At 45.1% G+C, this 13,410-nt stretch carries 20 protein-coding genes and 1 pseudogene; 3 read left to right on the top strand and 18 right to left on the bottom strand.

Going from position 1 to position 13,410, the window contains the following annotated elements; all coding sequences use genetic code 11:
- Positions 1–63: 63 nt before the first annotated feature.
- Positions 64–828 carry a polysaccharide deacetylase family sporulation protein PdaB gene (gene pdaB, locus J6600_RS00940; protein ID WP_095061648.1) on the top strand — a complete coding sequence of 255 codons (765 nt, stop codon included), beginning with the start codon at positions 64–66 and terminating at the stop codon, positions 826–828.
- Here pdaB and kbaA read toward each other — a convergent pair whose 3' ends face one another.
- Positions 829–1,425, bottom strand: a complete 597-nt coding sequence (gene kbaA / locus J6600_RS00935; protein WP_209387825.1) for a KinB-signaling pathway activation protein — start codon at positions 1,423–1,425, stop codon at positions 829–831.
- Positions 1,426–1,532: 107 nt separating this feature from the next.
- Between kbaA and gerD the strand changes: the two genes are divergently transcribed.
- A complete protein-coding gene (gene gerD, locus J6600_RS00930) occupies positions 1,533–2,090 on the top strand; it encodes a spore germination lipoprotein GerD (RefSeq protein WP_007615280.1) in 558 nt (185 codons plus the stop codon).
- 32 nt (positions 2,091–2,122) lie between these two features.
- Here the strand turns inward: gerD and J6600_RS00925 are convergent, their stop codons facing one another.
- From J6600_RS00925 to J6600_RS00915, 3 genes are all read right to left on the bottom strand, one after another.
- Complete coding sequence (locus J6600_RS00925) at positions 2,123–3,175, bottom strand: Mrp/NBP35 family ATP-binding protein (protein WP_209387824.1); 1,053 nt, start codon at positions 3,173–3,175, stop codon at positions 2,123–2,125.
- Positions 3,176–3,254: 79 nt separating this feature from the next.
- Complete coding sequence (gene cwlD / locus J6600_RS00920) at positions 3,255–3,968, bottom strand: N-acetylmuramoyl-L-alanine amidase CwlD (protein ID WP_007410417.1); 714 nt, start codon at positions 3,966–3,968, stop codon at positions 3,255–3,257.
- 60 nt (positions 3,969–4,028) lie between these two features.
- Positions 4,029–4,472 carry a DUF2521 family protein gene (locus tag J6600_RS00915; RefSeq protein ID WP_007410416.1) on the bottom strand — a complete coding sequence of 148 codons (444 nt, stop codon included), beginning with the start codon at positions 4,470–4,472 and terminating at the stop codon, positions 4,029–4,031.
- Between the two features lie 130 nt (positions 4,473–4,602).
- Between J6600_RS00915 and J6600_RS00910 the strand changes: the two genes are divergently transcribed.
- Entirely contained in the window at positions 4,603–5,076 is a 474-nt protein-coding gene (locus tag J6600_RS00910; RefSeq protein WP_209387823.1) for a DinB family protein, read from the top strand.
- 13 nt (positions 5,077–5,089) lie between these two features.
- Here J6600_RS00910 and J6600_RS00905 read toward each other — a convergent pair whose 3' ends face one another.
- From J6600_RS00905 to J6600_RS19460, 14 genes and pseudogenes are all read right to left on the bottom strand, one after another.
- Positions 5,090–5,857 (bottom strand): class I SAM-dependent methyltransferase, encoded by a 768-nt coding sequence (locus J6600_RS00905; protein ID WP_014416757.1) that lies wholly within the window; start codon positions 5,855–5,857, stop codon positions 5,090–5,092.
- A 137-nt stretch (positions 5,858–5,994) separates the two neighbouring features.
- Complete coding sequence (rpsI, locus tag J6600_RS00900) at positions 5,995–6,387, bottom strand: 30S ribosomal protein S9 (RefSeq protein ID WP_003225846.1); 393 nt, start codon at positions 6,385–6,387, stop codon at positions 5,995–5,997.
- A gap of 20 nt (positions 6,388–6,407) precedes the next feature.
- The gene (gene rplM, locus J6600_RS00895; protein WP_003225844.1) at positions 6,408–6,845 is read right to left on the bottom strand and encodes a 50S ribosomal protein L13; all 438 of its coding nucleotides are present in this window, start codon (positions 6,843–6,845) and stop codon (positions 6,408–6,410) included.
- Positions 6,846–7,004: 159 nt separating this feature from the next.
- A complete protein-coding gene (gene truA / locus J6600_RS00890; RefSeq protein WP_032872237.1) occupies positions 7,005–7,748 on the bottom strand; it encodes a tRNA pseudouridine(38-40) synthase TruA in 744 nt (247 codons plus the stop codon).
- A 12-nt stretch (positions 7,749–7,760) separates the two neighbouring features.
- The gene (locus J6600_RS00885) at positions 7,761–8,558 is read right to left on the bottom strand and encodes an energy-coupling factor transporter transmembrane component T family protein (protein WP_014304219.1); all 798 of its coding nucleotides are present in this window, start codon (positions 8,556–8,558) and stop codon (positions 7,761–7,763) included.
- Complete coding sequence (locus J6600_RS00880) at positions 8,555–9,424, bottom strand: energy-coupling factor ABC transporter ATP-binding protein (protein ID WP_029974329.1); 870 nt, start codon at positions 9,422–9,424, stop codon at positions 8,555–8,557. Before J6600_RS00880 ends, J6600_RS00885 begins: the two co-directional genes overlap by 4 nt.
- Positions 9,400–10,245, bottom strand: a complete 846-nt coding sequence (locus J6600_RS00875) for an energy-coupling factor ABC transporter ATP-binding protein (protein ID WP_061861777.1) — start codon at positions 10,243–10,245, stop codon at positions 9,400–9,402. The genes J6600_RS00880 and J6600_RS00875 overlap by 25 nt, the downstream gene beginning before the upstream one ends.
- A gap of 131 nt (positions 10,246–10,376) precedes the next feature.
- Complete coding sequence (gene rplQ / locus J6600_RS00870) at positions 10,377–10,739, bottom strand: 50S ribosomal protein L17 (RefSeq protein WP_003156550.1); 363 nt, start codon at positions 10,737–10,739, stop codon at positions 10,377–10,379.
- 77 nt (positions 10,740–10,816) lie between these two features.
- Positions 10,817–11,761, bottom strand: a complete 945-nt coding sequence (locus J6600_RS00865; RefSeq protein ID WP_003156549.1) for a DNA-directed RNA polymerase subunit alpha — start codon at positions 11,759–11,761, stop codon at positions 10,817–10,819.
- A 176-nt stretch (positions 11,762–11,937) separates the two neighbouring features.
- Positions 11,938–12,333: a 30S ribosomal protein S11 gene (gene rpsK, locus J6600_RS00860; RefSeq protein WP_007410409.1), complete on the bottom strand. Its 396-nt coding sequence runs from the start codon at positions 12,331–12,333 to the stop codon at positions 11,938–11,940.
- 20 nt (positions 12,334–12,353) lie between these two features.
- Positions 12,354–12,719: a 30S ribosomal protein S13 gene (gene rpsM, locus J6600_RS00855; protein WP_003156545.1), complete on the bottom strand. Its 366-nt coding sequence runs from the start codon at positions 12,717–12,719 to the stop codon at positions 12,354–12,356.
- Between the two features lie 22 nt (positions 12,720–12,741).
- Positions 12,742–12,855 carry a 50S ribosomal protein L36 gene (gene rpmJ / locus J6600_RS00850; RefSeq protein ID WP_003156543.1) on the bottom strand — a complete coding sequence of 38 codons (114 nt, stop codon included), beginning with the start codon at positions 12,853–12,855 and terminating at the stop codon, positions 12,742–12,744.
- A gap of 33 nt (positions 12,856–12,888) precedes the next feature.
- Positions 12,889–13,107 carry a translation initiation factor IF-1 gene (gene infA, locus J6600_RS00845; RefSeq protein WP_003156508.1) on the bottom strand — a complete coding sequence of 73 codons (219 nt, stop codon included), beginning with the start codon at positions 13,105–13,107 and terminating at the stop codon, positions 12,889–12,891.
- A pseudogene (locus tag J6600_RS19460) lies at positions 13,085–13,319 on the bottom strand (KOW domain-containing RNA-binding protein); the annotation flags it as partial. The pseudogene J6600_RS19460 and the gene infA, both read right to left, overlap by 23 nt.
- Positions 13,320–13,410 lie beyond the last annotated feature (91 nt).

Genomic DNA, 13,410 nt, shown 5'->3' with positions numbered 1-13,410 from the left:
ATATTCATCTCCGCCGCGGCATACGATGTAATCAAGCATGGACAAGATAAGGAGGCGTCATCAGTGAATCACTTCTACGTGTGGCACATCAGAAGGATAAAACAGCTGCTTATTATTATCATTGCCGCATTTGCAGCAGCCAGCTTTTTTTATATACAGAGAGCCGTCCCCCTTCCTGTATTTTTAACTGATAGCGGCCCGAAGGCTATTTCAAAAGGGGAGACGAAAGCGGGCGAAGTCGCATTAACATTCGATATCAGCTGGGGCGACGAAAAAGCGGTTCCTATTCTGAACGCGCTAAAAGCAAACGGTATTAAAAACGCCACTTTTTTTCTGTCAGCTTCTTGGGCGGAACGGCACCCGGACACAGTTGAACGTATGATAAAAGACGGACATCAAATCGGCAGCATGGGATATGCGTATAAAAATTATACGAACCTAGAGGACAATGAAATAAAAAAAGATATCCTCCGGGCCCAGACCGCATTTAAAAAGCTGGGTGTAAAGAATGTTCATTTACTCCGCCCGCCGACCGGACAATTTAATAAAAAGGTTCTTACCATTGCACAGAAGTACCACTATTCAGTGGTTCATTACAGCGTTAACTCGCAGGATTGGACAAATCCCGGCCCTGATAAAATCATTGAAAATGTAAACAGTCATATAAAAGGCGGCGACATTGTCCTGCTGCACGCCTCTGATTCAGCAACACAGACTGAAGAAGCGCTCCCCGCCATTATTCACAATTTAAAGCAAAAAGGACTGAAAAACGTGACTGTCGGCGACCTGATCGCAAATACTGACGTCAAGTCATCAGAAGTGAAATAACTACCTCTGGGCAAACTTCGGCAGCATTAGCAGCTGAAACGCATTGCAGCCCATCAGCGGAATCAGCATCAAATAAAGCCAGTCCTCATTATTCACTCGTAGCGCAGGAACCCATTCAAGCGCTGTAATAACGACCATTAAAAATAATGATGAAACGAACGTATTTTTTGAGGACTGCTTTTGTTTTATATATGCCGTCAACAGGCCGACGGCAAGCAGAGCCAGCGGCAGCCAGATAAACCCCGCAATCGAGTCATCCCGCTCTCCGAAAAACAAAAATCTGACGTACATTAAATCAAAAGCGACAAACAGAATGATAAACAGCTGAAGCAGATTCCAAAGCGAGCTTGATCTGAGAATTTCAAGGGCAAACCGGTGCACCGTCAAAAAAACGAAGAATCCCATCTGGCTGATCACACTGAAAATCATGCCTACCCCGATAAACCAGATCAGAACGGAGAAAATCTGACCGGCATCAAAATTCAGGAAGAACCCCTTGTACTCCCCCCACTTCAGAGCAAATCCCACGACGCTTGTAATAAGAGCGCCCACAGCTAAAATCGAAAAGAAAAATCGAACAAGCCCGCGGCTTTTCATCTCTTATTCATCCCCCTGACAATCGCGTTCAGCGATATTTTGTTATGTATAAATCCATTCCGATGAATCATATTAAAAATAAGTACAAGTAAGGAAGGAGCTTATGCATGTCAAAAGCCAAAACGCTATTGATAAGCTGTTTTGTTGTATTATCTGTAACAGCTTGTGCTCCAAAAGACCAAGCAGCGGATATGGATTATGACCAGACTAAAAAAATGGTTGTTGATATATTAAAGACAGATGATGGAAAAAAAGCAATTAAGGAAATATTAAATGATGATGCGATGAATGAGGCATTGGTGATTGATCAAAATGCCATTAAAGGCACAATAGAGAAAACCCTCACCTCTAAAAAAGGGGCGGAGTTCTGGAAAACCATCTTTGAAGACTCAAAGTTCGCCGAGAGCTTTGCAAAAACTCTTCAGCCCGAGCATGAAAAAATCATAAAAAAACTGATGAAAGACCCTGATTATCAGAAAAGTTTTATGCAGATCATGCAGGACCCCGGCATGGATAAAAAATACTATGAGCTGGTGAAAAGCCAAAAGTTCCGCAGTTACTTAGAAGATGTAATTACAGAGACACTTTCCAGCCCGCTTTTCAAAAAGCAATTCGAGGATGAATTGAAAAAAGCGGCTTCAAGCTCTGAAAAAGAAAGCCAATAAAAGGCCGGGCCGTGTTGATCCCGGCCCCTTTTTTATTCAGCTGTTTTTTCAATGACTTTCTGGGCGATCCCCATATAAATTTCCCCGATCGGATGACTTCTGTCATAGACAGAAGGCGCAAACTGGTCCTTGTCCCAATCAGGCTGTTTTAAAGGAATTCTGCCAAGCAGCGGCACTTGCAATTCCTCTGCAAGCTTATCTCCCCCGCCTTGACCGAACACATATTCTCTCTCGCCGGTTTTTGCACTTTGATAGTAAGCCATATTTTCAATGACCCCTACAACTTCATGATCGGTCTTAATCGCCATAGATCCCGCTCTCGCCGCTACAAATGCGGCTGTAGGGTGCGGCGTTGATACGATGATCTCTTTGCAGCTCGGAAGCATCGTGTGTACATCGAGCGCCACATCACCCGTGCCGGGCGGCAGATCAAGAACGATATAGTCAACCTCTCCCCAGTCAACTTCATGGAAGAAGTTATTCAGCATCTTGCCCAGCATCGGCCCTCTCCACACAACCGGAGCGTTTTCTTCGACGAAAAAACCCATCGACATAACCTTTACTCCAAATCTTTCGACAGGAAGCAGTTTTTCTCCTTCTACTGTCGGGCGAACTGTAATACCCATCATGTCGGGCACGCTGAATCCGTATATATCCGCGTCGATCAAGCCGACTTTTTTTCCGAGCCGCGCAAGAGAAATGGCCAGGTTGACGGAAACCGTTGATTTGCCGACACCGCCTTTTCCGCTTGCCACCGCAAGAAAGACCGGCGGGTGTTTCCTATTCAGCAGGGTTTCGCTTTCAGCTGCCGGCCGGCTGAATTTCGCCAATGTTTCTTCCGGCAGCTCTTCAAACCGCAGTCCGACAGTTTCCGCACCCGCTTCTTTCAAAACGGATACGATTTCCTGCTGAATACCCATCTGTTCAGCCGTCCCCGTTTTTGCCAATGCAATTTTTACACTGACATGCCGTTTTTCCGGCTTGATCTTTACTTCTTTAATGGCATCCAATTCTCCCAGCGGTCTATGAAGAAAAGGTTCGCGCATGTTTCCGACTATATTTCTTACTTCATCTTCTCTTATCATCGAACCCTCACCCTTTGTGTATTCGTTTACAAATGGTATTATACCATATATTAAACATAGAATCGGCGAAAAACCCTCCTTACTCGGGAGGGTCTCCTTTCTCTGTGAAGTATCTCAATACGCCCTTATACACGGAAGAAGCGATTTTGTCCTGATATTTGGGCTGTCCGAGCCTTTTCGCTTCCGCGGGATTGGACAGAAATCCGATTTCCACCAGCGCGCCCGGTTTGGTTACATTCTGCATTAAGTAAATGCCGTGTATCCGTTTCGCCTTTCTCGTTGTATTCTCCAAATTGATTCTCAATTCGTCCTGTATATATTTTGCCACTTTTTCATTTTCTTCGTATTTTCCATAGTAGAAGCTTTGGGCGCCGCTCCATCTTGGTGACGGTATGGCGTTCAGATGAATGCTGATATAAAGCTCCGCCTCTGAACGGTTGATGATTTCCACGCGCTTTCTCAGATCTTCCGCTTTGCGTCTGCTGTAGCCTTTCGTCCCTTCAGGAGCTAAATCAGTATCCGTCTCCCGCGTCATAATGACCAAAGCTCCCTGCTCCTGCAAATAGTCTCTTACCCTGGAGGCCACTTCGAGAGTAATGTCCTTTTCAAGGTGACTGCCTCCCGTGGCGCCTCCGTCCGGCCCGCCGTGTCCCGGATCGAGATAGATGATTTTTCCGCTCAGCGGCAGACTCCACGGCCGCCAGGAATCATCATTATGGAATTGAAACCGGAATAAACACAATAATATGATAAAGCCAAGTAAAAAACCGAGCCATTTCAGCTTTTTTGTCATACCTTTCCCTCCCGCTTGTCCCCGTTATTAATAAGTATGGGACAAGGGAAGAAATTATGATTACCTCATACGGAGCTTACATTGTTTTTCTCTTTGCAGAAATCCTTCCGTCCACCAGCTGTTGATAAACCGGCAGGACGCTTCATAGATTTCTTTTTGTTCAACGGAAGAATATTGCTCATGCGTCCAATTGCAAAGATATTCAAAAAAATCGACCGTCAGTTCTTCCTCTTCTTCAGCCGAACGGGCGTTTGCCCTCTGCAAAGACTCACCATAATAGCCAAAGACGCCGAACCGGCCGCCTAATAAATACGCTTCAATTGCAAAATCTATGCACCCTTCACTCAGAATGCCGTTTTCGTCTTGAAGAAAGGGAAACAAAGGGGTAAGACATGCTTTTACGGACTGAATGATCTGCGTCAGTGACAGCTCCTTTAGTAAACTCTTCTCAAGCTCAAAATCCTTCTGCCGTTTCACGTCTGAAAAAGATAATACTTCTGCCATTGCCAGCCACGCTCCTTTTTACTGTTATTTTGAAAGGAAAAGGGAAAAAGCATGCTTTGTTGATAGTGGAAATCCTCCCAAATGAAGGAGTTTTATGTTAACTGGAAGAAGAAAGAGCTGAGGTGACGTTATGAAAAAGCTGTTTCAATACAATTGGATGGTGCGTGACGAGTGGTTTATGCTATGTGAAAAGCTGAGCCGGGAGGAACTGACGAAAACCCGGACGGGCGGAATGGAGAGCATCTTGCGGACTTTATTTCATATCATTGATGCCGAGATCAGCTGGGCTCGTGCCATTTTAGGTAAAGATGATGTTTTACCTGCTGAGTCTGACTATACGAGCATTCAGGATCTTAGAAAGCTGTCTGAACAGTATCGGGAGGATGTCATTCATGCGGTCTCCCGCAAAGGACCGGATCTTGTTAAGCCGGACTGGATGGACCAAACCTTTCCTAAAGAAGATATTCTCCGCCACATCCTTGCGCATGAGATTCACCATATGGGACAACTGTCGGTTTGGGCCAGAGAAATTGGGATAGAACCGGTTTCGGCTAATGTGATCAGCCATCCGCAGGAAAAAGCCGCAAAAAAACAGCACCTCTGACGGGATGCCGTTTTTATATTTTAATGCTTCTTGTTACGGAGTATGTATTAATGTATTCATCCAGCACGAGGCCGCCTTTGTCCTCGTAAAAACCGGCAACCATAAAGCCTGCGTCAATCTGACCTTTAATTTGATCCTCCAGCGTATGGCCGAATTCAAGCGCTTCATGATTATCAATAAGTTCCTTTACCTTTTTCTTACTCAGATCTTTTTCATCCGAAAACGGAATGGAATACTTTACTTTTAGTACGCCTTCCTGCTCTAAATCCATATCAAATAAGAACACGACGGGATTTACAAAACCGGAGACTAAAGACCCGCCTTTTTTCAATACGCGATAAGCTTCTTTCCATACCGGAAGAACCGTATCAACAAAGCAATTCGATACCGGGTGCACGATAAAATCAAATGACTCATCATCAAAACAGCTCAGATCATTCATGCTGCCTTTGACAGTCCGAAGCGTAAGATCGTCCCGCTCGGCAACCATTCTGTCTTGCGCAAGCTGTTTTTCCGAATTGTCAAAGATGGTGACGTCCGCTCCTGCAGCAGCCAGGACCGGGCCTTGCTGTCCTCCTCCTGAAGCGAGACAAAGAACCTTCAGACCGTCTATGGGCGGAAACCAATCTGCCGGCACATCTTTTCCGGGGGTCATCCTGATGCTCCAATTGCCTTTTTTCGCTTCACCAATCGTATGAGAATCAACCGCAACCGTCCATTCATTGCCTGTTTCGACTTTTTTATCCCATGCCTTGCTGTTATGTATGACTAACTTATTCATTATAACTGCGCTCCTTATTGGTAATGAATAGAGTATAACAAACAATTCTAGAAAAACATCGGATAACCTCTTGAATATGAGAAAAAAATACAAAAAAACCACAACCAAGAAGTTGTGGTTTTTGCAATCCAAAACGATTAACGTTTTGAGAACTGAGGTGCACGACGAGCGCCTTTAAGACCGTATTTTTTACGTTCTTTCATACGAGCGTCACGAGTCAGAAGACCAGCACGTTTAAGTGTTGCACGGTATTCTGGATCTGCTTCAAGCAAAGCACGAGCGATACCATGACGGATTGCTCCAGCTTGACCAGATAAGCCGCCTCCATGTACGTTTACTAAAACATCATAAGTACCAGCTGTTTCAGTTAAAGTTAATGGTTGTTTGATATCTTCGATTAGAGCCGGAGATGGAATGTGCTCGCTGATTTCACGATTATTAACGACGATACGACCTTCTCCTGGAACTAAGCGCACACGCGCTACAGAACTTTTACGACGGCCAGTACCGTAATATTGAACCTGTGCCAAATTGGTAACCTCCTTTTTAATTAACCGCGAAGTTCGTAAACTTCAGGTTTTTGTGCTTCATGTGGATGCTCAGAACCACGGTATACGTTCAATTTTTTGAACATTTGACGACCTAGAGAACCTTTTGGAAGCATGCCTTTGATAGCAAGCTCAAGCATTTTCTCAGGGTAGTTTGTACGCATTTCAAGAGCAGTTCTTGATTTTAATCCGCCTGGATGTTGAGTGTGACGGTAGTAGATTTTGTCAGTTAACTTTTTACCAGTTAACTCGATTTTTTCAGCGTTGATGATGATCACATGATCTCCAGTATCAACGTGCGGTGTGTAAGTCGGTTTGTGTTTTCCGCGAAGGATAGATGCAACTTCTGTAGAAAGACGTCCTAAAGTCTTGCCTGCTGCATCAACAACTAACCACTTGCGTTCAATAGTACTTGCGTTAGCCATAGGTGTTGTACGCATTGAATTTCCCTCCTAAATGATCTGTCATTTTCAATAATCTTCGATTACGTTCTATTTCACAACACAATAAGTTCCGGGGCTTATCGTGGGGTTGAAATACATACCATATGATATCTTATAACTTTATGCAGACTCTGTCAAGAAAATGTTACACCTGGTTTAGTTGTCATAGCAAACGCTCCATAAATACAGCCCGTGCCCCGGTGCGGTGCGCCCCGCGGCTTCGCGATCTTTCGCTTCGAGCATTGCTTTTACATCATCGGGAGAAAATTTTCCAGCTCCTGTATCCAATAACGTTCCGGCAATGATTCTGACCATATTATAGAGAAAACCGTTTCCGGTGATCCGCATCTGCAGGCCGTCCCCGGTCTCAGTCCAATCCAGCTCGTAAATCGTTCTGACCTTATCCTGAACCGCGGTATCAGCCGCGCAAAAGCTTGTGAAATCATGTGTCCCGATGAGGTGCCTTGAAGCTTCCCTCATTTTCTGCACATTAAGCGGATATGCAAAATGGTAAGCGTAATGTCGTTTAAATACGTCCGGGTGTTTCTCCGTATATACAATGTAGCGATATTCCTTTTGGACCGCGCTAAATCGTGCATGGAACCCATCATCCGCAATCTCTGCTGTTTTGACGGCAATATCATCAGGCAGCAGGGCATTGAGCGCAAACGGCCATTTCTCAGCCGGAATGGACAGCGGCGTATCAAAATGAATGACCTGCCCGGCAGCATGAACATCGCTGTCCGTGCGGCCGGATGAGTACACAGGCACTCTGCCGTCCGTTTTATGGATGACGGCCAGCGCTTTTTCCAATTCACTTTGAACGGTCCGTTTTCCAGGCTGAACCTGATATCCGTTAAATAAATGCCCGTCATAAGCAATGGTACATTTCACTCTCATTCAGCAGCACCTCTAACTTCTTAAGAAAAACAATAACACGGCTAATACGATGATGAGCAGAATAGCTCCGGTATCCTTTCCGGTCCAGACGAGCTTTCTGTATTTCGTTCTCCCCTCACCGCCCTGGTAGCCTCTCGCCTCCATAGCGACCGCGAGCTCTTCCGCGCGTTTAAAGGCGCTGACAAACAGCGGGACAAGCAGCGGAACAACCGCTTTGATTCTGTCTTTCACCGGGCCGCTTGTAAAGTCCGCACCCCTCGCCATTTGCGCCTTCATGATTTTATCTGTCTCTTCCATCAATGTCGGGATAAATCGCAATGATATCGACATCATCAATGCGAGTTCGTGTACGGGCAGCTTCACCTTTTTAAAAGGATTCAGGAGCTGCTCCATTCCATCCGTTATTTCAATCGGCGTTGTTGTCAGCGTCAGCAGCGTCGTCATAAAGATAAGGTAAACGAAACGGAGGGAGATAAAAATCCCCTGTATAAGTCCGCCCTCATACACTTTAAACCAGCCAAGCTGAAAAATGACTGATCCTTCATGGGTCATGAAAATGTGTAATAAAAAGGTAAACGCCACAATCCAGATAATCGGCTTAAGCCCCTTCAGCAAAAAGCTGAACGGCACGCGTGTTAAGGCAATCACCCCGAATGTAAACAAACCGAGCAAAGCGTACGTCTGTACGTTGTTTGCTAAAAAAACGATACATACAAAAAGAAAGATGCTGACAAGTTTTGTTCGCGGGTCCAATCGGTGAATAAGCGATGATCCGGGAACATACTTTCCGATAATCATGCTGTCCATCATTGGTCCTTTTCCTCCTGAAAGAAAGCCTTAATTTCACTGGCGGCATCCTGCAGGGTCAGCATGGGTTTCTCATACTTGACTCCGAGAGCCTTCTCAAGCCGTCTCTGAAACTTTACCGATTCAGGAAGATCCAGTCCCATTTCGGCCATCTCTTCACCTTTTACAAACAAGTCACGCGGACTCCCCGTCGCTTTAATGGTTCCTTTGTGCATGACGATCATTTCGTCAGCATAGCGGGCGGCGTCCTCCATGCTGTGGGTGACGAGAATGGTAGTCAGGTTTCCCCGCTGATGAAGCGCATAGAACATGTCCATAATGTCCTGGCGCCCTCTCGGATCAAGACCGGCCGTCGGTTCATCCAAAACCAGCACTTCCGGCTCCATCGCGAGAACGCCGGCAATCGCCACTCTGCGCATCTGGCCGCCGCTGAGCTCAAATGGTGAACGATCCAAAATGTCTTCCGGAAGGCCCACAAGTCCCAGCATTTCTTTTGCTTTCCGTTCAGCGTCTTCTTTTTTTACACCGAAATTCATCGGTCCGAATGCGATGTCCTTCAGCACAGTCTCTTCAAACAGCTGATGTTCGGGAAATTGGAAAACGATTCCGACTTTTTTTCGCAAAGTCTTAAGGTCTTTATTCTTTTTACCGGCTGCCAGAATCGTGCTCCCGAGTTCAAGCTGTCCTTTAGTCGGTTTCAGCAAACCGTTTAAATGCTGCAGGAGCGTCGATTTGCCCGACCCTGTATGCCCGATGACGGCAACGTAGCTGCCCTCTTTTATCACGGCATTGATATCATACAGAGCCAACCGTTCAAACGGTGTTTTCATTTGATAGCGGTGTTCTACATCTTTGATTTTAATGTCCACAGCTCATTCACCAGCCCTTCCTGAGTCAGATGGTTTTTCGTTAACGCCAGTCCGCTTTCTTTCAAAAGCAGGCTGAGCTGGAATGAGAAAGGCAAATCAAGACCGATGCGAACCAAGTCTTCGTTTAATTTAAAAATCTCTTCAGGCGTGCCCTCTGCATATTTCCTGCCGCCGTTCATCACAATGATCCTGTCCGCCCTTGCGGCTTCTTCCAGGTCATGTGTTATCGAAATGACGGTGGCCATGCCCTGATCTTTTAAGCGTCTGACAGTATCAAGGACTTCTTCTCTCCCAATCGGGTCAAGCATGGATGTCGCTTCATCCAAAATCATAATATCAGGACGCGCGGCAATAATTCCCGAGATCGCCACTCTTTGTTTTTGACCTCCGGAGAGATGGTGCGGCTCTTGATCAAGAAAATCCTGCATATTGACTTGTGTGACAGCCCAATCTACTCTCTCAATCATTTCTTCGCGCGGAACACCATTGTTTTCTAAACCAAAAGCCACATCATCGCGAACAGTCGTTCCGACAAATTGGTTATCGGGATTCTGAAAGACCATCCCTATTTTTTTTCGCACATCCCACACGGTATCCTCAGTCAGCTTGATGCCGCCGACTTCAATTTCTCCGGCCTCAGGCAAAATCAGCCCGTTCAACGCTCTGGCCAAAGTCGACTTCCCTGAACCGTTGTGGCCTACGATAGCAAGCCATTCTCCTTCGTATACCTCCAGACTCACACCGTCCAGCGCCGGTCTTTCTGCATCTTTGCGGTAACGGAATAGAATGTCTTTTACGGATATAAGCTGTTTTTGATCCACGGGCGCCTGACCTCCTCTCAGCTATAGCTCTGCTTTTCTGTCTCATGATAAAAAGTTCTGATATCTAAAAAAAGGGCATAGATCCAGTTAGAAACTGTCCCGCCCTTCTTTAGATACACAAAAATATGTGATTAAACCAATTCGATGATTGCCATTGGTGCACCGTCACCACGGCGAGGACCAAGCTTCATAATACGTGTGTATCCGCCTTGGCGCTCCTCGTAACGAGTTGCAATGTCAGAGAATAATTTTTGAAGTGCATCTTGGTTATTTTCTTCATTAGCAACCTCGTTGCGAATGTATGCAGCAGCTTGACGACGAGCATGCAAGTCACCGCGCTTACCAAGAGTGATCATCTTTTCAACAACAGAGCGAAGTTCTTTCGCACGTGTTTCAGTTGTTTCAATTCTTTCGTTGATGATCAAATCTGTTGTAAGATCACGAAGCATAGCTTTACGCTGTGAACTCGTACGTCCTAGTTTTCTGTATGACATGTGATGTCCCCTCCTTTAATGGAATGCTGTTTCTAAATAAAAAACACACGAAAATCCTAGTTCACATGGAAACTAGATCAATCGTCTTTGCGAAGGCCGAGTCCAAGTTCTTCTAGTTTCGCTTTCACTTCTTCAAGTGATTTGCGTCCCAGGTTGCGAACTTTCATCATATCTTCTTCCGTCTTGTTCGCAAGTTCTTGAACCGTGTTAATGCCCGCACGCTTCAAGCAGTTGTAAGAACGGACAGAAAGGTCAAGTTCCTCAATCGTCATTTCAAGAACTTTTTCTTTTTGGTCCTCTTCTTTTTCAACCATGATTTCAGCATGCTGAGCTTCGTCAGTTAAACCGACGAATATATTAAGGTGTTCAGTTAAAATCTTTGAACCGAGAGCAATTGCTTCCTTCGGTCCAGTGCTTCCGTCAGTCCAAACATCAAGTGTAAGTTTGTCATAGTTTGCAACCTGGCCTACACGAGTGTTTTCTACCTGATAAGATAAACGAGAAACTGGCGTAAAGATTGAATCGATCGGAATCACGCCGATAGGCTGATCGTCTCTTTTGTTCGAATCAGCAGGTGTATACCCACGTCCTCTTTGTGCAGTAAGGCGAACTCGGAAACTCGCATTCTCACCAAGAGTCGCGATATGAAGATCCGGATTAAGGATTTCAACATCGCTGTCGTGTGTAATATCAGCTGCTGTGACAGTTCCTTCGCCCTGTACATCAATTTCAAGCGTCTTCTCTTCATCAGAGTAGATTTTCAATGCAAGCTTTTTAATGTGCAAGATTATCGTTGTAACATCTTCCACAACGCCTTCGATTGTCGAGAATTCGTGCAGTACACCATCTATCTGGATCGATGTTACAGCGGCACCAGGGAGTGAGGATAAGAGGATACGACGTAAGGAGTTACCCAGAGTTGTACCATATCCACGCTCAAGCGGCTCTACGACAAACTTACCAAATTTGGCATCGTCGCTGATTTCAACCGTTTCGATTTTTGGTTTTTCAATCTCGATCATTACTTAAAACCCTCCTTCAAAACGTCGAAACCTCGAATAGAATCATATGAGATTCCATCCGAAATTCCCCATTGTTTAGTCCCGTATGTGCTCAGGCAACGAGTCGGTGCATTCGTTTCATAAATAACTGTATCATAACCCATTATTGACAGGGACACAAAATCTATACAAACAAATTACACGCGGCGACGTTTTGGTGGACGGCATCCATTATGAGGAACAGGAGTTACGTCTCTGATAGCTGTAACTTCAAGTCCGGCAGCTTGTAAAGCACGGATTGCAGCTTCACGGCCAGAACCTGGTCCTTTAACAGTTACTTCAAGAGTTTTAAGTCCGTGTTCGATTGAACCTTTAGCAGCTGTTTCAGCAGCCATTTGCGCAGCAAAAGGAGTAGATTTACGAGAACCTCTGAATCCTAGAGCTCCGGCACTAGACCAAGAAAGAGCATTACCATGAGTATCAGTGATCGTAACGATCGTGTTGTTGAAAGTTGAACGAATATGAGCGATTCCTGACTCAATATTCTTTTTCACGCGACGTTTACGCGTGTTTTGTTTACGAGCAGCAGCCATTGTTTAGGTACCTCCCTTACTTATTTTTTCTTGTTAGCTACAGTACGACGCGGACCTTTACGAGTACGCGCATTGTTTTTAGAGTTTTGTCCGCGAACAGGCAAACCTCTGCGATGGCGGATTCCGCGGTAGCTTCCGATTTCGATCAGACGCTTGATGTTAAGAGAAACTTCACGGCGAAGGTCACCTTCTACTTTCAGTTTGTCAATAACATCACGGATTTTACCAAGTTCTTCTTCAGTAAGATCACGCACACGAGTATCTTCAGAAACACCAGCCTCTTTCAAGACTTGCTGAGCCGTTGTGCGGCCAATTCCGAAGACATATGTTAAAGAAATAACAACACGTTTGTCACGTGGGATATCTACACCAGCAATACGAGCCATTCTCTGGGCACCTCCTTATTAATTATCCTTGTTTTTGTTTATGCTTTGGATTTTCACAGATCACCATTACTTTTCCTTTTCTGCGAATAACTTTACATTTCTCGCAGATTGGTTTAACTGATGGTCTCACTTTCATGTGTTTCCAACCTCCTTCAGTTTCCGGAGTGCTTTATTTGTAACGGTACGTAATCCTGCCACGAGTTAAGTCATATGGAGATAATTCTACCGTAACTTTGTCTCCAGGTAAAATGCGAATGAAGTGCATGCGGATTTTACCAGATACGTGAGCCAAAACCGTATGGCCATTTTCGAGTTCAACTTTGAACATCGCGTTTGGCAGTGTTTCGACAATCGTACCTTCCACTTCAATTACATCGTCTTTCGCCATTCAAGTGTTCTCCCTTCTTCAAATCAGTAACTTGCTCTCTGACAAATTTCAAAAGAGAAAATCTCAGTTATCCGTTTGTCACACGCCCTGTTTCGTTTATACTGTTCTGAACTTCCGGAGATACGCAATCATAAAGGGTGAATGATTGATATTCTTTTTCTAAGGAGAATGAAATGTACGCTTTTCTCCGTCTGCTTTAGTACACGATGATGAATCTTCATTCCGATGACAGCAGCTAGCCGTTTTTTCTTCCGACCAATTGTAAACCTACAATCTGCCCAGGTGCGGAATGAAAAACATATG

Origin of the sequence: Bacillus sp. LJBV19 (assembly GCF_017797845.1) — a bacterium.
Lineage (GTDB): Bacteria > Bacillota > Bacilli > Bacillales > Bacillaceae > Bacillus > Bacillus velezensis.
Note: the sequence above shows the minus strand (reverse complement) of the source record. Positions and strands in the feature narration are given on the sequence as shown.